Annotated in this window: 17 protein-coding genes; 5 read left to right on the top strand and 12 right to left on the bottom strand. The window is 55.3% G+C overall.

The window, feature by feature from the left end; all coding sequences use genetic code 11:
- Positions 1-254: 254 nt before the first annotated feature.
- The 6 genes from ACXJJY_RS11000 to ACXJJY_RS10975 form a co-directional block, all read right to left on the bottom strand.
- Positions 255-482: a (2Fe-2S)-binding protein gene (locus ACXJJY_RS11000; RefSeq protein ID WP_456387707.1), complete on the bottom strand. Its 228-nt coding sequence runs from the start codon at positions 480-482 to the stop codon at positions 255-257.
- A 23-nt stretch (positions 483-505) separates the two neighbouring features.
- Entirely contained in the window at positions 506-3187 is a 2682-nt protein-coding gene (locus ACXJJY_RS10995; RefSeq protein ID WP_456387705.1) for an ATP-binding protein, read from the bottom strand.
- An 86-nt stretch (positions 3188-3273) separates the two neighbouring features.
- Positions 3274-5328, bottom strand: a complete 2055-nt coding sequence (locus ACXJJY_RS10990) for a methyl-accepting chemotaxis protein (protein ID WP_456387704.1) — start codon at positions 5326-5328, stop codon at positions 3274-3276.
- A gap of 183 nt (positions 5329-5511) precedes the next feature.
- Positions 5512-7119 (bottom strand): putative bifunctional diguanylate cyclase/phosphodiesterase, encoded by a 1608-nt coding sequence (locus ACXJJY_RS10985; RefSeq protein WP_456387703.1) that lies wholly within the window; start codon positions 7117-7119, stop codon positions 5512-5514.
- A 222-nt stretch (positions 7120-7341) separates the two neighbouring features.
- Positions 7342-9162, bottom strand: a complete 1821-nt coding sequence (gene uvrC / locus ACXJJY_RS10980) for an excinuclease ABC subunit UvrC (RefSeq protein WP_456387702.1) — start codon at positions 9160-9162, stop codon at positions 7342-7344.
- Positions 9163-9197: 35 nt separating this feature from the next.
- The gene (locus ACXJJY_RS10975; protein ID WP_456387701.1) at positions 9198-10826 is read right to left on the bottom strand and encodes an ABC transporter ATP-binding protein; all 1629 of its coding nucleotides are present in this window, start codon (positions 10824-10826) and stop codon (positions 9198-9200) included.
- A 126-nt stretch (positions 10827-10952) separates the two neighbouring features.
- Between ACXJJY_RS10975 and ACXJJY_RS10970 the strand changes: the two genes are divergently transcribed.
- Together ACXJJY_RS10970 and ACXJJY_RS10965 are read left to right on the top strand one after the other, a co-directional pair.
- Positions 10953-12362 carry a beta-barrel assembly-enhancing protease gene (locus ACXJJY_RS10970; protein WP_456387700.1) on the top strand — a complete coding sequence of 470 codons (1410 nt, stop codon included), beginning with the start codon at positions 10953-10955 and terminating at the stop codon, positions 12360-12362.
- A gap of 150 nt (positions 12363-12512) precedes the next feature.
- Positions 12513-12941 carry an FKBP-type peptidyl-prolyl cis-trans isomerase gene (locus ACXJJY_RS10965; RefSeq protein ID WP_456387699.1) on the top strand — a complete coding sequence of 143 codons (429 nt, stop codon included), beginning with the start codon at positions 12513-12515 and terminating at the stop codon, positions 12939-12941.
- A 121-nt stretch (positions 12942-13062) separates the two neighbouring features.
- On the opposite strand, the gene hypE is transcribed toward ACXJJY_RS10965, so the two are convergent.
- The 6 genes from hypE to ACXJJY_RS10935 form a co-directional block, all read right to left on the bottom strand.
- A complete protein-coding gene (gene hypE / locus ACXJJY_RS10960) occupies positions 13063-14073 on the bottom strand; it encodes a hydrogenase expression/formation protein HypE (protein ID WP_456387698.1) in 1011 nt (336 codons plus the stop codon).
- A 37-nt stretch (positions 14074-14110) separates the two neighbouring features.
- Entirely contained in the window at positions 14111-15226 is a 1116-nt protein-coding gene (gene hypD / locus ACXJJY_RS10955; RefSeq protein WP_456387697.1) for a hydrogenase formation protein HypD, read from the bottom strand.
- Positions 15227-15462: 236 nt separating this feature from the next.
- Entirely contained in the window at positions 15463-15735 is a 273-nt protein-coding gene (locus tag ACXJJY_RS10950; RefSeq protein ID WP_456387696.1) for a HypC/HybG/HupF family hydrogenase formation chaperone, read from the bottom strand.
- Between the two features lie 17 nt (positions 15736-15752).
- Entirely contained in the window at positions 15753-18056 is a 2304-nt protein-coding gene (gene hypF, locus ACXJJY_RS10945; RefSeq protein WP_456387695.1) for a carbamoyltransferase HypF, read from the bottom strand.
- A 51-nt stretch (positions 18057-18107) separates the two neighbouring features.
- Positions 18108-19511, bottom strand: a complete 1404-nt coding sequence (hemG, locus tag ACXJJY_RS10940; RefSeq protein ID WP_456387694.1) for a protoporphyrinogen oxidase — start codon at positions 19509-19511, stop codon at positions 18108-18110.
- Between the two features lie 46 nt (positions 19512-19557).
- The gene (locus ACXJJY_RS10935) at positions 19558-20067 is read right to left on the bottom strand and encodes a phosphate-starvation-inducible PsiE family protein (protein ID WP_456387693.1); all 510 of its coding nucleotides are present in this window, start codon (positions 20065-20067) and stop codon (positions 19558-19560) included.
- Positions 20068-20208: 141 nt separating this feature from the next.
- On the opposite strand from ACXJJY_RS10935, the gene ACXJJY_RS10930 reads away from it, so the two are divergent.
- The 3 genes from ACXJJY_RS10930 to ACXJJY_RS10920 are packed head-to-tail and all read left to right on the top strand — an operon-like array spanning position 20209 to position 25281.
- Positions 20209-20733 (top strand): hydrogenase maturation protease, encoded by a 525-nt coding sequence (locus ACXJJY_RS10930; protein ID WP_456387692.1) that lies wholly within the window; start codon positions 20209-20211, stop codon positions 20731-20733.
- The gene (locus tag ACXJJY_RS10925) at positions 20730-22208 is read left to right on the top strand and encodes a 4Fe-4S dicluster domain-containing protein (protein ID WP_456387691.1); all 1479 of its coding nucleotides are present in this window, start codon (positions 20730-20732) and stop codon (positions 22206-22208) included. Before ACXJJY_RS10930 ends, ACXJJY_RS10925 begins: the two co-directional genes overlap by 4 nt.
- A 13-nt stretch (positions 22209-22221) precedes the next feature.
- On the top strand, positions 22222-25281 hold the full coding sequence (locus ACXJJY_RS10920) for an FAD-dependent oxidoreductase (protein WP_456387690.1): 3060 nt from the start codon (positions 22222-22224) through the stop codon (positions 25279-25281).
- Positions 25282-25293: the final 12 nt, after the last annotated feature.

Genomic DNA, 25293 nt, shown 5'->3' with positions numbered 1-25293 from the left:
AGTCTGAGGGGCTGGTCTACTTGCATAAAAGAGCCGTCAACTCCTTGTGAATGCCTTGTGGCGAGAGATCATCGGAGAGCCGGATGCGGGAAAACCGCACGTCCGGTTCGACGAGGGGGCGCTGATGGGAATGGACCGCCATCTGATATGTAGGAGCCGCGTGCGGCGGGGCATAGTCGTTGGTAGCTGTTTTCATTAGCGCTCTACTCTACACTGTGTACAGGGTTGGTCCGGGATGCCATTCTGCGGCTTGATTAGTACGATTGTGTTGAGCTTTCGTCTTTCTTCCCGGCCAGGAGTGCTTCAACTTTTCTCCGGCAGCGGCGTCCGCCGCAGGAACCGTTTCCTATCCCGGTGAGTCGGGCTACGGCCTCGAAACTGGCAGCACCGGCGTCCACGGCTTCGATGAGCCGGTGGAGGCGAATACCCTTGCAGATACAGCCCGGCTTGAGGCGGGTTGCTATGTCCTGGTCCTGGTTCATGACTGAAAGGGTTCGCGGTCCGGTCACCGGTCCAGGATGTTCCGGATCCTGGCAGCCAGAACCGTGGGCAGGACAGGCTTGCTCAGCAGTTCAATACCAGGCTCAAGAACCCCATGCTTGACGACGAGGTTGTCGGTATAGCCGGAGATGAACATTATTTTGAGGTCCGGATAGATATTCTTCAGACTGGACGCCAGTTCCTTTCCATTCATCCCGGGCATGATGACATCGGTGAGCAGCAGGTCTATATCCGGTTTCGTGTCTTGCACCAGTTTCTCCGCATCTTCCCCTGATTCGGCCGTAAAGACGGTATAGCCCAGAAGAGAGAGGGTGTCGGTGAGCAGCAGGCGAATCGATTCTTCGTCATCGACCACCAGGATGGTTTCCCGGCCGCCGGGCATCTCTTTTTTAAGGTTGGCACTGGAGACAAACGAATCCTCTTCGTCGTCGGCCATGGGGAAGTATATCTTGAAAGTGGTTCCTGTTTCCGGTTCGCTGTAGACAAAGATATGTCCCCTGTGCTGCTTGACGATACCATAGACTGTCGCCAGGCCCAGACCGGTACCTTTGCCCGGTTTCTTGGTCGTGAAGAACGGGTCGAAGATTCGTTCCATAATGTCCCGGGGAATGCCTTTGCCGTTATCCGTAACACAGAGCATGACATAGGTTCCCGGGTGTATTTCAGGGTGGTGGCTGGTGTAGTTTTCATCCAGGGAAACGGTCCCGGTCTCGAAAATCAGTTTTCCTCCCTCTGACATGGCGTCTCTGGCGTTGACCGCCAGGTTCATGACGATCTGTTCGATCTGCCCTCTGTCACCCTTGATTTTTCCCAGATTATCCTGGGGGTGCAGTTCAATGGATATGTCTTCGCCGATGATCCGGTTGAAAATCCCGATCATGTCGTGCAGGATTGAATTGAGATCGAGAACCTCGATCTGGAGGACCTGGCGGCGGCTGAGAGCCAGGAGCTGTTCGACCAGGTGGCTTGCCTTGCGTCCGGCCGACTGGATCGACTCGATCTTTTTCTGTACCGCTGGATCCAGGTCGTTACGCATGAGGAGAAGTTCGCAGTAGCCGATGATCGGGGAAAGAAAGTTGTTGAAGTCATGGGCGATACCGCCGGTAAAGCGCCCGATGGATTCCATTTTCTGGGCCTGGATGAGTTGACTCTGCAGACTTTTTTTCTCTTTTTCATCCTGTTTGCGGCGATTGATAATGGTGGCGATTTCCAACCGTACTATGCGTCCGTCTGTCCAGTGGATGGCCTGGTCCCGACATTCGAACCAGTCGCCGGTGGACAGGTTCTGATGCTCCCAGACATGGGTGGGGCCGGGAGTTCCATCCTCGTTCAGGAGATATTTGTTGGTGCAGAATTCACATGGCCCGTCCTGGCCCGACTGCAGAGTCTGCCAGCAGATTGTGCCGGTAATGTCACCCCAGATCCTGGTTCCAAAGCGATTGATAAAGAGAATTTCATAGGTCTCCATGTCTGCCACGTACACCAGGGCGTCGAGACTGTCCATGACGGTCTGGAACCTTGTGGCCGCGTCCTGCAGTTCCTGGTTTGTTTTCTGCAATTCACGGGTTCGCTCCCTGACTCGTCTGCTCAGGGTGGCATTGATGTCATGCAGAGATTTTTCCGCCTTTTTCCGCTGTTCGATTTCGTCCTGCAGTTCAGACCTGGTGGCGAGCAACCGTTCCTGTATGCGTCTGGTATGGCGGTAGAGCAGGCCGAAAAGAACAAGGCCAAGCAGGGTCGCCAGTCCGGCCAGCAACAAGGCCACCATGTACAGGCGGTTCTTTTCCTGCGTTATGTCGTCGAGGATGACGATGTCGGAGATATAGCTACCGTCCCTGTTGATCAGCGAGACAGATTTGCCGGCGTAGAATTTTCCGTCTGCCCTGAAGGTGAACAGGTTGCGGGGCTGCTTGCTCAAGACTTTGTCCAGACCGTCTGCCACGGCAGGGGGGATCTGCTCCATGGTCGAGGCAAGAAGGATGTGGGTGGAAAAGCCGCTGGATGGCTCGCGGGAGGACGAAGTCTCTATTATACGTTTGATACGTCTGTTTTGGAGAATGGATTTCGGGGCAAGAAAGACAAGGTCGACTTCCAGGATAGTGTTGATTTCCCGCGTGATGGCGGTTAGCTCCTTTGCCTGGGCAATGTACCCGACCAGTTGGTCTTTTTCAAAAACCGGGGCAATGAGCCTCAGCTTGAGCCGTCCATTGAGACCAATAACCACCTTGGAGGATAGTGTTCCGGGCCGGAGATTTTCCTGCTCCGGGTTGAAGTGATAGAGTGTCTGCCCGAATTTTTCAGGTTTGTGGGACAGGTATAAAATTTTTCCGGACCGGTCCAGAAAAGCGATGCTTTCTATCTTTGTGTCATGGCGGAGCCTGTGGTATATCCGGTCAAACTCTCTGGTCAGATGTTCACGGTCCCGGTATCGTAGAGCCCGGGCAATGTCCTGGTTTTCGGCGTAGATCCGCAGCAGGTCGTCCATGAGCAGGGAGTTGCGGTTCATGAAGGAGTCAAAGAGCTCCCGGGCGGCGTGTACCTGTTTATCCACCGAGGTGTCGATATGTTTTCTCTGGAGCCAGACAAGGCTGACAACGAAGAGTACCAGGAGGGTCACCAGGGAGAACCCGAAGGGGACGAGAATTTTTTTTATGATGGAGTGGGAGGCTCCGGCGCTGGTACTCATGTACTCCTCGTGGAGTCGGACTTCTTTTGTTGAAAGTGAGCGAAATATTTTCAGCAGGGACGAGGCATGTTGCCGGGGACGGATGTTTACTCCTTGTAGAGATCATCCAGGGCCCGGAAGAGTTGAAGACGTACAGCGTTGAACTCCTTTAAGAGGTTCCTGGTCTCCTCGTGCCGCCCCTGGTTTATCACTTTGACAATCTGACGTGCCAGGGCGTGGACTTTTTCATGTTCGGCGATGACCCGGGGATAGCTTGGAAAGGACTTGAGGTGCTGTCCCTCGTCGCTGGCCAGCCATTTGCCGAAGTTGCACTGGGTTTCAGATGGTACCTCGTGGGCCTCCATCACGATTCTGCCCTTGATAATGTCGTTCAGGCGGCTTTTCCAGGCCAGGTGGTCTCGCTTGACCCGGCCTATGTCGAATTTTTCATGGCCTATGTCAAAATTTGAGATCATGGTTTTCATTTCTCCGGCAAGCCCGGCCAGCTCTTCTACATTGCTTTTCACCTCTTCGCCGTCTTCGGCCGAGCGCAGGGCATTCAGCTTTACCTCCTGAATATCCTTAGCTATTTCATTGACCACCACAGACCCCTGGGCGACGTTTTCGTTTACTTCCTGCACTCCCTGTGACGCCTGGGATATGTTATCGGAAATTTCTTTGGTGGCCCTGGCCTGTTCTTCCACCGAAAGGGCGATCTCGGACACGGTGTCGTTGATTTCATTAATGACCTTGGATATCTCGGTTATTTCGGTGACTGTTGATCCTGTGGTCTGCTGAATCCCTTCTATGCGGCCGCGGATTTCCTGGGTCGCATCTGCTGTCTGCTTGGCCAGCTCCTTGATTTCATTGGCAACCACAGCAAAACCCTTGCCGGCTTCTCCGGCCCGGGCCGCTTCTATGGTGGCGTTGAGAGCCAGTAGATTGGTCTGTTCGGAAATGTCGGTGATGACTTCGGTGACTTTGTTGATTTTCTGGGCAGCCTCGCCAAGGCGGTTGACATTGTCGGTGGTAATTGAGGCCCGGGAGACGGCCTTGCCGGTGATCGTCTGGGCCTTTTCCGCATTCTGGGCTATTTCGTCCACCGTGGATGTCATTTCCTCTATGGCAGCGGCTATCATGTTGATATTGGTCGATGCCTGTTCGATGGCTGCTGCTACGGAATTCATGTTGGAGCTCATTTCTTCCGCGGCGGTAGCGACCATTCCGGATTTGGCTGAAGTGTGGTCCGAGCCTTCGGTCATTTGTTGCGATACCCGGTTGAGTTCTTCAGATGCTATGAGCAAGGTTTCGGCTCCCCGCCGGATATCGGTAAACATTTTCTGGAGTTTTGCGGCCATCTGGTTCAAGGAGCTGGCCAGTTGTCCGATTTCGTCTTTCTGGTCAATGGCAAGCCGGCTGCTGAAATCACCGGAGGACATGGTTTGGGCAAAATCGACGGTTTTCTGGACCATGGAGGATATGGAACGGGTCATGACCAGGCTGAAAACAAGAGATACCGCCACACCGAAGAGGATGGAGATGAAGATGAGCCGATCCGAGACAGACGCCGCCTTGAAGGCGCTTTGCTGGGCTTGGGCGATGTCTTCGTGCACTCTCTCTTCAATCCCGCCCAGAAGGTCGAGCATCTGGTTGCCGATACGATCTGCCTCGTCATCAATCCTGTTGAGCTTTACGTTGTCGATCTCCTGTCCTGAAAGCCGCAGGCCGACCATTTGCCGGATCTGTTCGACAAGAGGCTGAAAATCCGTGTTGTACCTTGTCTGGGCCTGCCTGACAATGGCGGCCAGTTTTTCATCACTGGTCGCGTAGATTTCCCCTTCAGCGGTCTGGGCTCCTTTCAGGATGGCCCTGGTGTAAGTGTTGAACCGGGATGCCAGTTCCCGGTGCTGCTGCCAGGCTTCTTCAAGCTGTTCAGGTCGTTGGGCAGCGATCATTTCCATGATCATGGTCATGTCCCGGCTGACCGAGAGCTGGATCTGGCTGGCAGCGGTCATAAGTGGGGACGCATGGTTGATCTGGTCGATGGCGCTGGTGATATTTGTGGTCCCCCTGTGACCGATGATGCCAATACCGATCATGATCAGGATGACAACCGAGAACGAGGTCAGCAGTTTGTAAACGAAGCGAAGATTATTGAGCATGTTGACATGTACCTCTGTGTAGGCGTTGTTTTGTTTTTTTTGTAAAATTTTTTGTCATAAGAGCAGCATGTTAGCCCTTGACTGTAATAAGTATCAATTCCAATTCTACGGATGGCGGCAAGGGATTGCAAGAAAAAAGAGGGACAGGGGATCGCTGGTGGGGGCCGGGGTGATGCTCCCGGATCATGCCGGTTGATTGCACCAGGATGTTTTGCGCAGCCATGAGGCCAGCTCGTCCCCCGGCATTGGCCTGCAGACAAAGAAGCCCTGGATCATGTCACAGCCCATCTGGGTGAGTTGTCTGAGGATCTGCTCGTTTTCCACTCCCTCGGCTACCACACAGCAGTCGATGGAGTGGGCCAGGTCAATGGTGGACTGGACTATGGCGCTGGAGTCTTCGTTGTCGAGGATATCGCGGACAAGGGATTTGTCTATCTTTATTTCCTGAACCGGAAACTTGCGCAGATAGGCTATGGATGAATAGCCGGTGCCAAAATCGTCCATGGACAGCCTGATGCCTATATCCCGAAGCATATGTACCACCTTGTGGACCCGGTCCTGGTCCATGACCATGGAGCTTTCGGTAAGTTCCAGGCAGAGCAGCGCTGGGTCGAGATCGAATTTCTCCAGCAGTCTGCGGACCTCGGACGGAAAGTCCAGGTCGTGGAGATTCTTGATGGACAGGTTGACCGATACGGTGAGCTTTATGGACTGCCGGGACCATTTTTTTATTTGCTCCATAACCTCGTTCAGGACCAGGAGGGTCAAAGCCTTGGAAAGTCCGGCCTGCTCCACCAGTGGAATAAAGTCGTTTGGGTAAATGTATTTTCCCTGGGGGTGTTGCCAGCGAATCAGGGCCTCAAGGCTGCAGGGCTCTTTTTGCTGCAGAGCCACCTTGGGCTGGTAGTGGAGCACAAACTGTCTGTGTTTGACTGCGTCGCGAAGTTGTCCGATCATGATCAGCCGGTTCCAGGTGGACCGGTCCTGATCGGCATCAAAGATCGAGTAGACCACCTCGTTGCGTTTGGCCTCGTACATGGCGATGTCGGCATGCTGGATCAGGGTTTCACTGTCCTGGCCATGTTCCGGGAATATGGCGATGCCGATACTGATACCCACATTCAGGTTATGGCCTTCGATCATGAACGGCTGGTCGATGACTTCGGCGATATGCTGAGACATCCGGACGGCCTCATTCCTGCCGCTGCGGAGCAGAACACCAAACTCATCACCGCCCAGACGGGCAAGGGTGTCGGATTCCCTGCGAAACACCCTGCTCAGTCGATGGGCCACTTCCTGGAGAAGATAGTCGCCGTAAAAATGGCCCAGGGAGTCGTTGATCTCCTTGAATCGGACCAGGTCCATCATCAAAAGAGCCAGAGGCTCCCGTTGGCGCCGGCACATGGACAGGGTTGAGTCGAGCCGTTCCTGGAAAAGCGTCCGGTTGGGCAGCTCTGTGAGCTCGTCATGGGTAGCCCGGTGACGCTCCTTCCTGGTCAGCAGATCCATGTGATCAATGGTGATGTTGGACAGCCGGACCACGGTGATGACAAAGATGGAGCCGCCAAACAGGATAAGCGAGGTTATGAGATAATCCATCGACATGACCGAGTTTTTCATGATGAACCCATAGGTCATGTAACCGGCGATAAAAAGGAGAACAAGGGCGGCGAGAAATTTCCAGCCCGTACAGATCCGGTCGTTTTTGTCACAGATCTTCTTGATGCAGAAAAGCGACAGGGCCAGCAGGATGACCCCGATGAATATCAGAGCAGTGCAGAGAAACTTCAAGTCATAAGGTCCTTAACTGAAAAATATCTTAAAAATATAAAAAAGTTTCTGATGACCATCGAAACTCTGTACTGGCGCGGAAAAGGATCATTTTTTCACAGTATCGGTGAAAGTTGCGATGTTATTCGCCGGCCCAGCTTTTTTTTGAATTTTGATGGAAATCACAAAAAAAATTTATATATTAACATATACTATGTGGTATTGAAAGGAGGACCGATGGTTTTATTCGGTATTTTTGTTGTCCTGCAGGCGAAAATGCAGGGTTGAGGCAAGGACCGGGCCGATACCCGGAAGAGCCGCCAATTCGTCCGGGGTGGCCTGGCAGAGACGACGGTAACTGCCAAATGTTTCCAGGAGCAGTTTTTTCCGGGCCGGACCGATGCCGGGTATCTCGTCCAGGGTCGAGTGGAGGGTATGGTCGTTGCGCAGCCGCCGGTGAAAGGTTATTCCGAAGCGATGGGATTCGTCCCGGATGCGCATGAGGTAGAGCAGGGCCGGTGAGTGGGGGGGCAGAATTACCGGGTTCTTGCGGCCCGGAAGGAACAGTTTTTCCCCTTCTTCCTTCTTTTCCTTGGCAATGGCCACCAGGTCGAAGTGGTTCGTCAGTCCCAGCTCCTGGACAACCCTGCGACCTGTGTTGAGCTGGCCCTTGCCTCCGTCAAGCAGCAGGAGGTCGGGCAGGTCGCCTTCTTCCCGGCCCCGGCCAAGTCGTCGTTCAAGAACTTCGTGCATCATGGTGTAGTCATCGGGTTCCTCCTTGCAGCGGATTTTGAAATGGCGGTATCCAGAGGGGTGTTTCCGGCCCTGGACAAAACAGACCAGCGAACCCACTGCCTGTTTGCCACCCAGGTTGGATATGTCCACGCACCAGATGGTGTCCGGCCGACGACTGAGGTGAAGCAGTTTTTGCAGGGAGGCTGCCAGGGTCTCCCAGGCCTTTTTTTTCTTGTTCTGGTCGGCAAAGACCTGTCTGGCATTGGTGTGGGCCATTTCCATGAGCTGCATCCGCCTGCCCCGTCTGGGAGTGGCCACGGAAACCGGACCCTGGCGCAGTTCGGCCAGGTATTCGTTGATGATCGGGGCGTCTTCCAGGGCAAGCGGCAGGAGAATTTCCCGGGGGGGCTGACGACGGGCGGAGTAGTACTGGGTGATGGTCTGGGCCAGGATCGCCCTGTCGTCCCCCATGGGGTCGGCCAGGAAAAACGTCTGACTGCCAATAAGGACCCCGGCCCGGATAAAGAGAATGGCGATGGTCACCGAGGCGTCGCGCCTGGCCAGGCCAAAGACATCCTGGTCCAGGGAATGGTTTGCCACCACCATTTGCCGCTCAACGGTTTTTTTCAGGGCCCGGATCTGATCGCGCAGGGTGGCGGCCTTTTCAAAGGCAAGATCGGCGGCGGCCTCCCGCATCTTTTCCTCCAGCAGGACCAGCACCTCCTGGTTTTTTCCTTCCAGTATGAGCAGGACCTGGCGGACCATGTCGCTGTATCTCTCCTGGTTTACCTGGCCGGTACAGGGGGCCAGGCATCGTCCCATCTGGAAGTTGAGACAGGGACGGCTCCGTGGTCTGACCGTCCGGCAGCGCCGCAGGGGAAAGAGGGTGTGGAGAAGCTTCAGGGTCTGGCGCATGGCAGAAGGTGAGGAGAAGGGGCCGAAATATTTCGCTCCGTCCCTGGTCCTTTTTCTGGTGACCACGATTCGGGGCCATTCTTCCTTGACCGTTACCTTGATCAGTGGGTAATTTTTGTCATCGCGAAGAATGACGTTGTAGCGCGGCCGGTGTTTCTTGATCAGCGAGGCCTCGAGGATCAGGGCCTCTTTTTCGGTGGTGGTCAGTATGGTCTCCACCCGACGGACATGGGAGAGCATGACAGCTGTCTTGGAGTGGCTGGGGCCGGAAAAATGGGCGTACTGGGCCAGGCGTTTGCGGAGGTCGCGGGCCTTGCCCACGTAGAGTACCTCGGTGCGACCAAGCATCTGGTAGACCCCGGGGCCGTGGCTGACGGTTTTGAGAAATTCGGTGCTGAGGGGCGAGTCGGGCACGAGTCTAGGCGATGTTTGTTACAGGCAGCAGTAGGCTACATTTCGTGAAAGGCGGCCCGGAACAGGGCCCTGGTGTACTCTTTCCCGGGGTTGCGGAAGATCTCGGCGGCCGGACCCTGCTCGACGATCTTTCCCCGGTGCATGACCGCCAGGTTATCGGCCAGGGACCGGACGACCCGCAGGTCATGGGTGATGAAAATATAGGTCAAACCGTAGCGGTCCTGAAGCTGTTTGAGGAGGTTGATGATCTGGGCCTGGATGGTCATGTCGAGTGCACTGGTGGGCTCGTCGAGGATGAGCAGCCTTGGTTTGAGGACAATGGCCCGGGCAATGGCGATCCGCTGGCGCTGACCGCCGGAAAATTCGTGTGGAAACCGGTCTGCCATGTCCGGATCAAGCTCCACCTCCTCAAGGGCCTGTTCGACGATCTTTCTTCTTTCGGTCCGGTTCCTGCCGATCTTGTGGACGCTGAGTCCCTCAGCAATGATCTGCTCCACCGACATTCGCGGAGAAAGGGAGGAAAAGGGGTCCTGGAAAACCACCTGCAGTTCCCGGCGCAGGGGGCGCATCCGGCCGGAGGATAGCCCGGAGAGAAGAATGTTGTCTTCGCCGGTCCCGTGGTACCAGATTTGCCCGTTGCAGGGGGTGAGTCGCAGCAGGCACATGCCGAGCGTCGACTTGCCCGAGCCGGATTCGCCGACAATGCCAAGTGTCGTACCCTGACGGACTTCCAGATCCACCCCGTTTAAGGCATGTATGACGTTCTTTTTCCGTTTAAAGAGCCCCTCCCAGCCGGAACTGTGAACAAATTCACAGCGGATGTCGCGCATGGTGATCAGTACTCTTCCGCCTGTGCGGGGCTCTCGGATGGACTGGGGCATCGAGCCAAGCAGGTGGATGGTGTAGGGGTCCCTGGGGGCGGAAAAGATCTTGTCCGGGGGGCCTTGTTCAACGATCCGCCCCTTGTGCATGATTGAGATCGAATCGGCGATCTTGCGAACCATGGGCAGGTCATGGGTGATGAGCAGTACTGCCATGTGGAATTCTTCCTGCAGGTCCTTGATCAGCTCCAGGATCTGGTCCTGGATGGTGACGTCCAGGGCTGTGGTCGGTTCGTCGGCGATGAGCAGGTCAGGGCGGCAGGCCAGGGCCATGGCAATCATGACCCGCTGGCGCTGGCCGCCTGATAACTGGTGCGGATAGGAGTCGATCCGCTGCTCCGGCTCCTGAATGCCGGTCCGGGCCAGGAGAGAGATGGCCCGCTGCCGTGCTCTGTCCCGCTGCATGTGCTGGTGAAGCATCAGCGGTTCGATCAGCTGGTTGCCGATGGAATACACCGGGTTGAGCGAGGTCATTGGCTCCTGGAAGATCATTGCGATCCGGTTGCCGCGCAGTTCTCGCAGGGTCTCCCGGTCCATGGTGAGGATGTCCTGACCATGGAACAGGATCCTTCCCGTGGTTCGGACCCTGGATATCTCCTCGAGGAGCCGGAGGATGCTCAGGGCCGTGACCGATTTTCCGGAGCCGGATTCGCCAACCAGGGCGTGGGTTTCTCCCTTTCTTATCTGCAGGCAGATTTCGTGAAGGACCTCGGTCCCGCCATCTTCCGGCAGGTTGTCCTGAAAGGAAAGGGAGAGCTTGTCGATGGTCAGTAAATTGTTCATGATTGGCCCTATCTTTACCTCAAGACAGGACCCAGGGCAAGGTTTTGCATTGCCTGTCGGCTCAATGACGGGTAAGGTGAGGCAAATAACAGTTCCCGGAACGTAGACCCTTAGCTTTTGATGCCCGTGCGCTTTTTCTGTACCTGTCTGTTTCTTTTCCTTTTTCTCTCCGTTCAGCTGCTTCAGCCCTCTGTCGTGCGGGGGTTGACCATTGGCGAGGAGCGGGAGATCGGCGAAAAGCTGCTCTACACTGTGCGCTCCCGGTTCAAGTTGCTGGATGATCCGGATATATCACAGTATATCAACGGGCTGGGGCGTGATGTGCTCACCGTGGCCGGCCTGCAGTACTTCAAGTACCATTTTTTTGTCGTGGCCAATGACGAGTTCAACGCTTTTGCCGCGCCATCCGGGATGATATTTTTTTTCACCGGTCTTATCAGGACCATGGACGATGAAAACGAGCTGGTCAGTGTCATGGCCCATGAAATCGGCCATGTGGTCAGTCGTCATATCGCCCGTCGGCTGAAAAAGGACGCCAAGGTGGGTGCTGCGACCACTGCCCTGGCCATCGCCAGTATGGCCCTCGGCATCCCCGGGCTGTCCCAGGGACTGATGACCGGCTCGCTGGCTGCGGGACAGGCTTTAAGCCTCCACTTCAGTCGTCAGGATGAGGAAGAAGCCGACCGGCTGGCATTCGCCTGGATGGACAAGCTCCGCCGCGATCCCCGGGCCATGGAGCAGATGCTGCAAACCATGCGAAGGATAACACGCTACCGCTCCGGTCAGGTACCGTCCTACCTTCTGACCCATCCGGATCCCGAGGCCAGGCTTGGCTATGTGCAGTCGCTTGTTGAAACGGATGAAAACCAGAAAAAGCGTCATTATTACAAGGAAGTAGATAATTTCAACTTTCTGCGCTTCAAGTACAGGATCCTGGTCCAGACCGAGGATCCGCGTCAGCTGCGGATCATGCTGCAGTCGGTGTTGACCGGTTCCGGCAGCGAGCAGGAGAAGATAATGGCCCGTTACGGCCTGGCCCTGCTCGAGGCCCGTGAACTCAACCTGCAAAAGGGGCTCGTCGAGCTCGAACAGGTACGGCGCCGCTATCCGGACCGCACCATTCTCAAGGTGGACCTGGGGGCAATGTACCTGGAAGGTGGCCGGGTGGACCGGGCTCTGGAGCTGCTCCAGCAGGCGGTCAGGCGCGATCCCACCGACATGTACGCCGCCTTTGTCCTGGCCCGGGCACTGGCCGGCAAGGGCGAGAAAAACGAGGCCAGAAAGCTCTACCTGACCGTCGCCCGGGAGATGCCGGAATATCCCCAGGTCTATTTCGAGCTCGGGCGGATTGAATCCGAGGTCGGCCGAGAAGCGGAAAGCCGTTTTTACCTGGCCAAGTATTACCTCTACGGGGGACGGATCAAGCTGGCCAGGCAGTATCTGGAAAACGCGGCCCGTGATGAAAAGCTCCCGGCTCCCATGCGCCGGGAGGCAGAGGATATCCTCAAACGTCTAAAAAAACTGAAAGACCTGTAATTCGAAGAAGTCTTGCTGTCTTTCAGATAGAAAACCCGGTCTTCTCACTGCTGATTTACATGGAGCTGGGACGGAGGCTGGACCATGTTCCGGGTTGGGTAGCCACCTGTCCGGGACGATCGTAACTACCTTTATTTTTTGGAGACAGTAATGGCTGAAGCGAAAACAGGAGACAATGTCAAGGTTCACTACACGGGCACCCTGGAAGACGGGACCGTATTCGATTCCTCACAGGGACATGATCCGCTGGAGTTTACCCTCGGCAGCGGTCAGGTGATCCCGGGTTTTGAAGAAGCCGTGCTCGGCATGGGGCAGGGAGAGTCCAAAAAGGTGACCATTCCGGCGGACAAGGCCTATGGTCAGCGTAACGAGGAGATGGTGATCACCGTGCCCCGGGAACAGGTACCCGAAGATATAAACCCGGAGGTTGGTCAGCAACTGCAGATGGGCGGTCCTGACGGACAGGTTGTGGTGGTCGAGGTGGTCGAGGTGACCGAGGAGCATATCATTCTCGATGCTAATCCGCCCCTGGCCGGTAAAGATCTGACCTTTGATATCGAGCTGGTTGCCATCGGCTGAACACGTCCTGGCGCTTAAAATCCCGCTGTCTCGCTGGTATTCAGGGCCCGATTGCCTGAAACCAATGGGGCCCTAGCTTCTGCGGTCACGGTTTCGGGGCCGCAGGGGCAGCGGGCCAGGTTCAGCAGATTCTCGGCAGTGGCTCGCCGGTCAGCGGCTCGACCAGCCTGACCCCTCCTGAGGTGGTGGCCAGAACTACTCGTCCGGGATGGGCATCGGTCACCCGGCCGATGATGGCGCTCTCTCTTCCCTCGGGGGTGGCGCGCATGGTTTCAAGGATCAGCTCAGCCTTTTCCGGGGCGGAAAATACCACGCATTTTCCTTCATTGGCCAGATAGAGCGGGTCAAGGCCCATGAGTTCGCATGCCGCCCGCACTTCTCCCTGCATGGGAATGGCCTCTTCCTCTATTTCCATACACAGACCGGTAGTTTTGGCGATTTCGCTGAGCGTTGTCCCCAGGCCGCCCCGGGTGGGGTCCCGCATGGTGTGTACGGCTTGTGCTGCCTGGTCCAGAATATTTTGAACCAGAAAATGGAGGGGCCGGGTATCGCTTTGCAGGTTGCCGTCCACCTGCAGTCCCTCGCGACTGGTGAGGATGGTGATGCCGTGGTCGGCCAGGGTTCCGGAGAGAATAATGACATCGTCCCTGGCCGCCCGGGTGGCCGAGATCTCGATACCGTCTCTGATAACGCCGATCCCGGAGGTGTTGATGAAGATCTGGTCCGCCTTGCCCCGGGGGACCACCTTGGTGTCGCCTGTTACCACCGGCACCCCTGCATAATCGCAGGCTTTGGCTATACTCCTGACAATTTTTTCCAGGGTTTCCATGGCCAGCCCTTCTTCTATGATAAGGGCCAGACTGAGGCACAGGGGCTTTGCCCCGCGCATGGCCAGGTCGTTGATGGTGCCGTTGACGGCAAGTTCGCCGATGTTGCCGCCTGGAAAAAAGATGGGCTCCACCACGTAGCTGTCGGTGGAAAAGGCAAGCCGGCCGTCCTGGCGATCCAGGACGGCGGCGTCTTCAAGCTGGTGCAGGTGGGGATTTGTCAGGTGTTTGAGAAACAGGTTGCCGATGAGCTCCTGGCTGGCAAGCCCGCCACTTCCGTGGTCAAGTACGATCTGTGTCTTCATTTTGTCTGTCCATGGAATGATTGTCTGGTTGTCCCTGTCAGACCACTGGGGCGGGTCGGGCTGTTTCGTTCAGGCCACCGTAGCGATGCCAGGCTGCGCAGGTGCCCTCGGTGGACACCATGCAGGGCCCTATGGGTGAAGCGGGCGAGCAGGTGCGGCCAAAGAGCGGACAGTCCGGCGGCCGACAGATACCTTTGAGGATCTCGCCGCAACGGCAGCCCGGAGGTTCCCCGGTATTGACGATGTGGATCTTGAGCCTGCGGGTGATGTCAAAGGTTTTGTACTCTTCACGTAAGCCAAGGCCGCTTGCCGGGATCGGGCCGAGTCCCCGCCATTCGCTGTCCACCGGCTCGAAAACCCGGTCGACAATCTCCCGTGCCTTCCGGTTGCCCTCCGGGGCTACGGCCCGGCCATAGCAGTTCTCCACCGTGGGATGGCCGCTTTGTACCTGGTTGACAATCGAGGTGATGGCCAGAAGGATGTCGGTGGGCTCGAACCCTGCTACCGCGCAGGCCAGGCCAAATTCCTCTACCAGAAAACCATAGGCCCTGGAGCCGAGGATAACCGAGACGTGACCCGGGCAGAGCAGACCATCCACCTGGAGCCCGGGATCTTCCATCAGGGCCCGGAGCGGGGGAGGGATGATTTTGGCGGCCGGAAAGATACAGAAATTGTCCATGTTTCTGCGGGCGGCCTCAAGGACAGTGGCACCAATGGTTGGGGTGGTGGTTTCAAATCCCACGGCCAGAAAGACGACCAGCTTGTTCGGGTTGAGCCGGGCCAGCTCCAGGGCGTCCATGGGCGAGTAGACGATATGGACATCAGCGCCGCCGGCCCGGGCCTGGGCAAGGGAACCGGTTGTTCCCGGGACCCGGATCATGTCCCCAAAAGTGGTGATGAGGATGTCTTTTCTGCCGGCCAGGTCGATAAAGGCGTCGATCACCCCCGACGGAGTGACGCAGACCGGACAGCCGGGTCCGGAGATGAGTTCGATCTCCTCTGGCAGCATCTGGCGCAGTCCATGCCGGAATATGGCCATGGTGTGGGTGCCGCAGACCTCCATGATCCGCACCGGTCGGCTGGTCCCGGCATGGAGTCTCTCTGTCAGCGAGCGGACCAGGTCCTGGCTGCGGTATTCGTCTATGTATTTCATCCTGAATCCGTGACGGAAAAATTATTGTTTTTGGCTAGCTGCCATGAATTTCAATCAAAATGAAAAGAAAAAGATAATATTGGCTTTCCAGTTCACCCTTTGTAATTGAGCCGCCCTTCGGGAGCTGGACTTTCACCGCATCCGCTGCGTCATCAACCCATTGATAGAGCGTCACTCTAATCAATGGGCCTCTTCCTGGCGTATGCGGCGCAATTCCAGCTTCACGGATTCAGGCTTCATGGTTTGTCCCTGTCCGGAAGCTGGTCCAGTCCTTCGGCCATCTCCCGCATAAGTTCCAGGTTGGTCCGGGCCTCTTCGGCGTCCAGGCAGTGGATGGCGAATCCGGCATGTATGATCAGGTAGTCGCCGGTCTCCGGCATCCTGTCCACCAGGTCCAGCCGGACCTCTTTTCGTATCCCGTCGGCATCGACAATGGCAATCTGCGGATCCAGCAGGCTGTCAGTACCGCCCTTGATTTCAACAACCCGCATGGGTATGGCAAGGCACATTTTTGCTTTTCCTTGAGTCAAAGAGTTATGGTTGAAGGGTCGATGGCTGTTATGAATACCTGACCCACGGAGATTCCGCCATCATTAACCGGTATCTGTTCGCCGCTGAACACCTGGAACCCGTTTTTCTCCAGCCCGGTGATCATCATTTCAAGCAGCAGAGCGTTTTGAAAACAACCGCCGCCAAGGAGAATGGTGGAGGTGCCACACCGGGAGGAAAGTTCGCCAAGCAGGGCAAGGGTGGATCGCACAAGCCAAAGGTGAAAAGACAAGGCAATGGCTGTCCCGGGAACCTTGCGGCCAAGGTCTTCCAGTATCCAGTGCACCAGGGGGCGGTAATCTAGCATGAGCCTGTTGTTCTTTCTGGTGATGGATGCTCTGTAGCGGTCACCGGTCCTTTCCGGGCCCATGGCAGCCCAACCGTCCCAGGCCAGGGTTTCAAGCTCCATGGCAGCCTGTCCTTCAAGGGAGACGTCCTGGCGGATATCGAGCAGGGAGGCGACGGCGTCGAACAACCGTCCCACACTGGAAGTGGCTGGAGAGTTGAGTTTTTTTTGTATCATCATGTCAATGGTCCGTCGTATCTCGGCCGGGATTGCGGCCAGGGGGGCGGGCAGGACGGAGTCCTGATTGATGTCCAGGCCTGCTCCGGTCAGCAGCGAGAGACCCATGCGCCATATCTCCCGGGATGCACGGTCTCCGCCGGGCAGGGCCAGGTGGGTCAGGTGGGCAAGTCGTCTGTATCGGCATCCCTGCACATGGAGAATTTCTCCGCCCCATACCGTTGCGTTGTCGCCCAGGCCGGCACCATCATAGATGACAGCCAGCCCACGGTCCAGGTTATGCTCGGCCATGATGGCTGCTGCGTGGGCGTGGTGGTGCTGGACCCGTTGAAGCGGCAGGCCCAGGGTGGAGGCGTAACGGCTGCTCAGGTAGTCACTGTGGAGATCGCAGGCTGACTCGGTGGGGCAAATCTCCAGAACCTGGCGAAAATACTCTATGGATTCCTCGAAAAAGACCATGTTCTGCGGTCCTTTGAGGTCGCCGATGTGCTGGCTGACAAAGGCCTGGCCGTCTCTGCAAAGACAAAACGTGTTCTTCTGTTCGGCACCGCAGCCCAGGATGGCTCGTTTGCCTCCCTTGATGGCAATCGGCACCGGCACGTAGCCGCGGGAGCGGCGGATCATCCGTTTCCGACCCAGGACCACGCGGGCTACCGAATCATCCACCCTGGTGACTATATCACGGTCGTGGAACAGGAAAAAGTCGGCGATTCCCGCCAGTCTGGCCAGGGCTTCCCGGTTGCCGGTACAGATAGGTTCGTCGCTGAGGTTGGCAGAGGTCATGACCAGAACCTGCGGGCAGCCCGCAGTGGTAAAGAGCAGGTGATGCAGCGGTGTGCAGGGAAGCATGACGCCCAGTTCACGGAGCCCGGGGGCAAGCTCCGGTGACAGGGTACTCTTTTTTTTCGCGGCCAGGACAATGGGCCGCTCCGGCGAGGAAAGCAGTTCCCGCTCTTTTTCCCCCAGAAAGATAATCTGTTCGGCCTGCTTGAGGTCTGCGGCCATGACCGCCAGTGGTTTGCCATAGCGGTTTTTTTTCTCCCGCAGTTGACGCACGCTTTGGTTCGAAGCCGCGTCCACGGCCAGGTGAAAACCGCCCAGCCCCTTGATGGCGACGATATGGCCCTCGGCGAGGGCGCTGGCGCAACGGACCAGGCTTTCTCTGTTATCCTTGCAGATCCTTTTGCCCATGCGGTCGTGCCAACTGAGCACCGGCCCGCACTGGGGACAACAGTTTGGCTGGGCATGGAACCTGCGGTCGGTAGGATTGTGGTATTCCCGGGCACAGGATGGGCACATGGGAAAACAGGCCATGGCGGTGTTTGACCGGTCATAGGGGATGTGGCGGATGATGGTCATCCTGGGGCCGCAGTTTGTGCAGTTGGTGAAGGGGTAGTGATAGCGGCGGTTGCGGGAGGAAAAGATATCGTTGACGCAGTCGGTGCAGGTGGCGATATCCGGCGAGATAAGCGTGGTCTTTGCCGACCCTTCGGCACTGGCCATTATGGTGAAGTCGTCGGCCTGCGGAGGTTTGGTTGCGACAGAGACCTGTATATCGGAAATGCGGGCCAGGGGTGGTGGCTCTGTTTTGAGAAGATCCAGAAAAATGTCTGTTTGTCGGCTGGGTCCGGAAATGGAAATCTCCACACCCTGGCCGGTGTTTGCCACTGAACCGGTCAACTTGAGTTTTTTTGCAAGGTTATAGACAAACGGCCTGAAACCGACCCCCTGAACAATACCCTGTACGCTGATTTTCAAGTGTCTGGTCTCAGGTGTCGTCATGGGATTGGTTCGAAACGGTGCCCTGTATCAGAAATACACGGACTCTGGTTTGTGGTTACAGGTCGGAAAAACACTGCCTGCAAGAATCGTCTCTGCCATGTTGCGGGCTTCGGTAATCATGTCGTTTATGCCAATGCCTCCCCAGCCAAAACCGCAGATGTGCAGTCCTGGATTGTCGACCATGACCTGTTTCTGCCATTCTAAAAGCTGAATGTATCCGTCTTCAAGCTGGGGAATACCGGAGCAGGAACGGATCACTTTGTAAAACACCGGTTCCCGTGAGAGCGGTAACAACCGTGTGATATCCTGTAGTACCATGTTGACAAGGGTTTCGTCATCCAGAGAGAGACGTTCAGGATGGCGGCGACCTCCAACCAGAACTTCCAGCAGGATATGACCCGGAGGTGTCCTCCCTGGAAACATATTACTTGAAAACAGAGCCCCGAGAGCAAACCTTTTTTCCTGTTCCGGGGCCAGGTAGCCAAAACCTGCAGGCAGTTGCTTTTTGTCCGGATATCCGAGCGCAATGTTGACTATCCTGGCCTCGGGCAGAGATGTGAGCGGTGGAGGAGAGATTCCCCTGCTTTCGGACACGATTTGCAGCGACGTATTTGCTGGCAGAGCCAGGACAAGGTTGTCGCAGTATAAGGCGTCGTCGGGGCCATTTATCTCCCATAGATTTTCGCACTGTCGGAAAGAGCTGATTTCGTGCTCAAAAATCAAATCGCACCGGATGATCAGGTTGGCGATCAGTGCTGCAATGACCTGTCCCATGCCCTCGGGAAAATTAATCATGGCAGGTAGCTTGCTTCCTCCACGTCCATTACGCGCCAAGTGTTGTTTTTTAAGGAGTCCCAGGAGAACCGAACCATGCTGTCGCTCAAGTTTTCTGATTCCAGGCATTATGGCGTCAATTTTCATTCGGTCCGGATCTCCGGAGAAAGTACCTGTAAGAGCGGCATCGACAAAGGGATAAAGGTGACGGCCAAAACGATACTCAGTCCAATCGCGGACCGACGGCTCTCCAGGGAGCGGTTTTTTCCACAGGTCTGCCAGTACTCGGAGCTTGGCGGACAGGGGCAGGATATTCGATCTGAGAAGAGTGATTGCGGTCTGCGGGATGCGCTGCAGTGTCCCGTGCTGACATATATATCGGGAAAATAGATCCAGTGGCGCGCGTTGGATTAACGGCTCCAGGCGTATCCCCTTGAGCAGATCTCTGCTTTCCTGGCAATTGTCGAGAAAGCCATGCGGCCCTCCCTCAACAAGAAATCCATTGCTGCGATATGTTCGTATTGCTCCTCCAGCCTGTTTGCGCTTTTCGACGATCAGTATCCGGTGATCCGGTTTCTGCTGCAGAAGAAACCACGCAAGGCTGAGACCGCTGAGGCCGGCTCCAACTATAATAGTATCATATGTCGTTTTTTTCATGTGGTGGCAGGGTCAGTATGAGGTGATGTTTTGTATGGTCTTGAGGTCATGAAACTGTTTCTTTTCTTCTTCGGTCCCATCGAAGGAGCACCACCGCGATGATGAATAGAAAAACCATCAGCCCAAGCACCACTGTTTCGAGCATGAAGTCCTGAAAATATTCATGTCCTCCATTTTCTCCATGGGAAAGCTCCAGGGAGATGATCAGCATTCTCCGGATAAAGGCAATGATGCCTACCAGCAAAAATGGTTCAGCGCAGGAGAGATGGAACTCCTCTCCAAATATAATCTGCAGGGTGTGCATAATTTCCAGAAACATCAACGCAAGGAGTAGCCGGTCCACTGCCACCAGTGATATATGGGCGACTGTTGTATGAGGTACGTGCAGCAGTTCGGTGAAACTTTTCAGGGCATCAAAAATCACAAGTGCGGCGGCGATCATCAGGGCGATTGTGACCAGCCCGTAAAGAGCCCGTTGGACAGTGAGGTAGGTGGACTGAAGCCAGATATCGAGGGTTGTCTTTTTTCCGGGTGGAGCTTGTTTTTCCTTTTTCATATTAACTTTTTGCTATGGTTGATTGTGCGATATGTGCATGATGAGTGGTTAAATTAAAATTTCAGGCTGTTTTTACGTTGACATTTTCATAATATCAAGATAACGGTAGTTGTACAATTTAAAAAAGCACATAAGAGGCACATGATGCACAGTGACGGATGCTTGAAGGTCGCGGTTTTTGGCTGTGGCAACACGCTTCTTGGTGATGACGGATTCGGGCCCGCCGTTATAGCTGAGTTGCAGTCCCGAAACGATCTGCCGGAAAATGTTTTTCTTGAAGATGTCGGAACAGGCATCAGGGAGTATCTCTTTGACTATATCCTCGCACCGGAACTTGCGCCGAAGCATTTGATTGTTCTGGACGCTGTTGACTTCCAGGGGCGCAAACCAGGAGAGGTGTTCACCATAACTCCTGATACTGTTCCTGTTCAAAAAATCCACGATTTTTCCCTTCATCAGTTTCCTACCGTTAATCTGTTGCAGGAACTTTCTGAACACACCGGTACCGCTGTTCATATTATTGCTGCCCAGATCGAATATATTCCAAATGAAATTGCACCTGGACTTTCCTCGTCCATGAGAGAGGCTGTCAGGGAGGCGAGTGAAAAAGTGAGACAGATAATTGCAGAAATCTGCCCGGAACAATGTGAGGTGACCCAACCATGACCTATGAATTCAAGGTGAGTGAGCTGGCAGAGGAGTTCGGTGTTCACCGAAATACCATACGTAACTGGATAACAAATGGATCGCTCAAGGCCGAGCTTGGTCCGGGACGCCGATATATTATGAAATGGGAGGATTACAAGGCGCTCTGTGAAAAATTCGGCCGCAAGCCGCGTTTTAACCCCAACCAGGATTATGATCCGGCTGTTCTGCAGAAAATAACGGCTAAGGAGACACCTCCGCCTCTTGCTTTAGACAGTAACCAGAAGACACTCTACGATGATCCTTCCTGGGCCGACGTCTGTCTGACCTGCGGTACATGTGCCTCTGCCTGCCCTATTTCCGGAGTGGATGGGCTGGATCCGCGTAAGATTGTCCGTATGGCGTTTCTTGGCCTGGAGGACGAGTTGCTTTCCTCTGACTGGGCCTGGAAGTGTACCATGTGCGCCAAGTGCGAGGAGGCCTGCCCCATGGATGTGCAGATCGTTCAGCTCATGCGGCGCATTCGCTCCCGGCGCGAGCGGGACAAAGTTCCCGGGCCGATTCACAAGGGTGTGGTCACCTGTCTTGAGAGAGGTAATAATCTGGGTATCCCCAAAGAGGACTTTCTTTTTCTTCTCGAAGATCTGGGGCAGGAGCTTGCCGAGGAGGCCTGTCCCGGTTTTGAGACCCCCGTCGACGTGTATGGCGCGAGGATCCTGGTTACAGTTAATTCAAAGGAACCTTTTGCCGAGCCGGACGACATGAAGTGGTGGTGGAAAATTTTTTACGCCGCAGGCGAATCCTGGACCATTGCCTCTGATAACTGGGAAGGCGTCAACTGGGGACTCTTCTCAGGGGACGATGAAGCGATGAAAACCATTGTCGGTCGCATTGTCGATAATATGCGACGACTTAAATGTTCCGCCCTGCTTCTGCCCGAATGAGGCCATGCCTATTTCGCGACCCGGTCCGGGTTGCAGAAATGGTACCCTGAAGCCCTTGAAGAGTTTCAGATCTACTCTGTTTTTGATCTGCTGCTTGAATATATCAACAGCGGACGTATTACTCTGGATCCCTCTCTGCATGCAAAACTCACAACCTATCACGATCCGTGCAATTACGGTCGCAAATCGCTCAAAACCTTTGGCCACGGTTATTTCGAAGAAGGACGGATCATAACCCGTGCCTGCTGTCCTGATTTTGTCGATATGGTTCCAAAGGGGAACGGGAACTACTGTTGCGGAGCAGGCGGTGGGGCCTGGGCAATGCCCTTTGCCGCGGAACGCGTGTATTACGGGCGGATCAAGGCCCGGCAGGTTCAGGAAACCGGAGCCGAACTGGTCATTGCTCCTTGCCACAACTGTCGTGATCAGCTGATGAAATCACTGAACAAGGAGTACGAGCTCGGGATCGAGGTCAAGTATCTGTGGGAGCTGGTAGCAGATTCTCTTGTTCTGCCGGAGCCAGCAACGCAGACTATGGACGAAAACGAATGAGGAGGCAGCTGAGATGCTGAAAAACAAGACAATTGGTTCGATAATGGTGGTTGGTGGCGGCGTTACAGGTATGCAGTCTGCCCTTGATCTTGCGGATGCAGGGTATTTAGTCTACCTGGTCGAGCGTTCAGGCGCCATTGGCGGAGCCATGGCGCAGCTGGACAAGACGTTCCCCACCAACGACTGCTCGATGTGAATTATCGCGCCCAAACTGGTTGAGTGCGGTCGGCACTTAAATATAGAGTTGATGACGCTCTGCGAGGTAACGGAAATTACCGGCAGGGCAGGAAATTTCAAGGTAACGCTGAAAGAGCACCCCCGCTATGTGGACATGGACAAGTGTATTGCCTGCGGGGAGTGCGCGGCTAAATGTCCGAAGAAAGTTGATGATGAGTATAATGCGGGCACCGGAAAACGTAAGGCTGTCTATGTAAAATATGCCCAGGCAGTACCTCTGAAATATCAGATTGATCCGGAAGCCTGCATATGGATAAACAAGCCGGGACGGTGCGGGGCGTGCGCCAAAGTATGCCCTGCCGGTGCCATTAATTTCGATGATACGGAAAAAATCCACGAGATTGACGTGGGTTCCGTTATTCTGGCCCCCGGATTTGAGTGTTTCGATCCATCGGGAACAGAGGTGTTTGGGTACGGGGAGTATCCCAATGTAATCACCTCCATGCAGCTTGAGAGGTATCTCTCTGCTTCAGGACCCACCGAGGGGCATCTGGTTCGTCCGTCGGATGGCAAGCCGGTGCGTAAGATGGCCTTTCTGCAGTGTGTTGGCAGCAGAGATGAAAATCTCTGTGGTAACGGCTACTGTTCTTCTGTTTGCTGCATGTACGCAATCAAAGAGGCTGTTATCGCCAGGGACCATGTGCCGGGGCTGCAGACATCCATCTTTTTTATGGATATGCGGACCCACGGCAAAGAGTTTGACGAATACTATCAGCGGGCAAAAAACGAGGCCGGGGTTCGTTTTGTCCGGTGCAGGGTCAATGGCGTGGAGCCCCAGGGCAGGGAAGGGGACCTGCGACTCCATTATGTTAATGAACAGGGACAGCAGATTGAAGAGTACTTTGACCTGGTGGTTCTTTCCGTTGGTCTGGAGACACCGAAACATGTCCTGGAACTGGCTGATAAGACCGGTGTCAGGCTAACGAGCCACAATTTTGCCGCAGTCTCTGATTTTGCCCCGGTTTCCACCTCCAAGGCCGGTATTTTCACCTGCGGCGCTTTTGCCGGCCCCAAGGATATTCCCCAGTCCGTCATGGAAGGCTCCGCCGCCGCAGCCGCAGCTGCCGATATCCTGGCGCCGGCCCGGTTTGAGCTCGCTGAGGAAAAAACTTTTCCACCGGAACGTGACATCCTTGATGAAGAACTGCGCATCGGTGTTTTTGTCTGTCACTGCGGGTCCAATATTGCCGGATACGTAGATGTGGAAGATCTGGCCGGGTATGCCGCCACGCTGCCGGGAGTTGTCCACGTTGAGCGCAACCTCTTCACCTGTTCCCAGGATACCCAGGACCTGATGGTCAAGGTTATTCAGGAGAACAGGCTCAACAGGATCGTGGTGGCGGCCTGTACACCCCGGACCCACGAACCGCTGTTTCATGAGACCATAAGGGCTGCCGGGCTCAATGAGTATCTTTTTGAGATGGCAAATATCCGCAACCAGAACTCCTGGGTCCACACCGGGGACAAAACTGCGGCCACGCAAAAGGCCAAAGACCTGACCCGGATGGCTGTGGCCAAGGTTGCCTGGCAGGGGCCTCTTGAAAACGTGGAGGTTTCCATCACCCGGCGGGCTCTGGTCATCGGTGGTGGTCTTGCCGGTATGGCTGCGGCACTCAATCTTGCCAGTCAGGGTTTTCCTGTTGATCTTATTGAAAGAAGTGCAGTGCTTGGCGGCAATGGAAAGCATTTGCACAAAACCTGGTCGGGCGAGCATATTCCTCTCAGGTTACATAAACTGGTGGACAAGGTTACTTCCAATGAACTGATTACGGTACATATGGAGACGGAAGTGATTGCGGCCAAAGGGTATATCGGTAATTTCCAGTCCACCATAAAGAACAGAATAGGCTTGAAAGAGACCATTTCCCATGGCGTTGCCATTATTGCCACCGGTGCAAGCAGACTGATGCCCGACGAGTACGGATACCGCGATCACCGGGAGGTGGTCTCTGCGCTGGAGTTTGACAAGTTGTGCGAGATCAACGACACCCGGGTCAGGAACAGTAATTCCTTTGTCTTTATCCAGTGCGTGGGGTCGCGCGAGTCGGATCGGAACTACTGCTCCAAGGTCTGTTGTACCCACTCGGTGCAGGCAGCCATAGAGCTGAAAAAAGAAAATCCCTCCCGCCGGGTTTATATCCTGTATCGTGACATGCGGACGTATGGTCAGCGTGAGACACTGTATAAGAAGGCCAGGGAGATGGGTGTTGTTTTTATCAATTACGAACTGCATGGCAAACCAAAGGTTGCCAGGGGGAAAAACGGTCTTGAAGTGGAAGTGTGGGACCATGTACTGCACAGGCCGCTGCTGATCAAGGCGAATATGGTCATCCTGGCAGCGGCAATTATTCCTTCCGCAGGGGCGAAAAAATTGGCCCAGCTGTACAAGGTGCCGCTGGATAATCATGGTTTCTTCCAGGAAGCCCATGCAAAACTGCGGCCTGTCGATTTTGCAACGGACGGGCTTTTTGTCGCCGGTATGGCCCATTATCCCAAGCCGGTGGAAGAATCCATCGCCCAGTCCCTGGCTGCTTCGGCAAGGGCGGCTACCTTGCTGTCCCGGAACGCAATAACCCTTGATGGTATCAAGGCTGAGGTTGATCCGGACAACTGCGACGGCTGTGCCCTGTGCGTAGATGTCTGTCCTTATCACGCCATTGCCCTGGTGGAAGAGACGGATGACAAGGGGCAGATCCATAAACGTGTTGCTGTCAACAAGGCCCATTGCAAGGGATGCGGCCTGTGTCAGGGGACCTGTCCCAAACGTGGCGTGTCTGTGGCCGGATTCTCCCTCAAGCAGCTCGAAAGTCAGCTTGAGGCTGCCCTTGCGGTGTGATCCGGGTGTCCG

Source organism: Desulfolithobacter sp. (assembly GCF_054025815.1).
This window is presented reverse-complemented; position numbering and strand designations above follow the sequence as displayed.

What these genes read in the sequence shown, in the direction of transcription:
- ACXJJY_RS10930 (WP_456387692.1), top strand. Translation starts at nt 20,209, where the DNA reads ATGATGCACAGTGACGGATGCTTGAAGGTCGCGGTTTTTGGCTGTGGC.
- ACXJJY_RS11000 (WP_456387707.1), bottom strand. Translation starts at nt 482, where the DNA reads ATGAACCAGGACCAGGACATAGCAACCCGCCTCAAGCCGGGCTGTATC.
- ACXJJY_RS10965 (WP_456387699.1), top strand. Translation starts at nt 12,513, where the DNA reads ATGGCTGAAGCGAAAACAGGAGACAATGTCAAGGTTCACTACACGGGC.
- ACXJJY_RS10950 (WP_456387696.1), bottom strand. Translation starts at nt 15,735, where the DNA reads ATGTGCCTTGCCATACCCATGCGGGTTGTTGAAATCAAGGGCGGTACT.
- ACXJJY_RS10995 (WP_456387705.1), bottom strand. Translation starts at nt 3,187, where the DNA reads ATGAGTACCAGCGCCGGAGCCTCCCACTCCATCATAAAAAAAATTCTC.
- ACXJJY_RS10975 (WP_456387701.1), bottom strand. Translation starts at nt 10,826, where the DNA reads ATGAACAATTTACTGACCATCGACAAGCTCTCCCTTTCCTTTCAGGAC.
- hypD (WP_456387697.1), bottom strand. Translation starts at nt 15,226, where the DNA reads ATGAAATACATAGACGAATACCGCAGCCAGGACCTGGTCCGCTCGCTG.
- hemG (WP_456387694.1), bottom strand. Translation starts at nt 19,511, where the DNA reads ATGAAAAAAACGACATATGATACTATTATAGTTGGAGCCGGCCTCAGC.
- ACXJJY_RS10935 (WP_456387693.1), bottom strand. Translation starts at nt 20,067, where the DNA reads ATGAAAAAGGAAAAACAAGCTCCACCCGGAAAAAAGACAACCCTCGAT.
- hypE (WP_456387698.1), bottom strand. Translation starts at nt 14,073, where the DNA reads ATGAAGACACAGATCGTACTTGACCACGGAAGTGGCGGGCTTGCCAGC.
- ACXJJY_RS10990 (WP_456387704.1), bottom strand. Translation starts at nt 5,328, where the DNA reads ATGCTCAATAATCTTCGCTTCGTTTACAAACTGCTGACCTCGTTCTCG.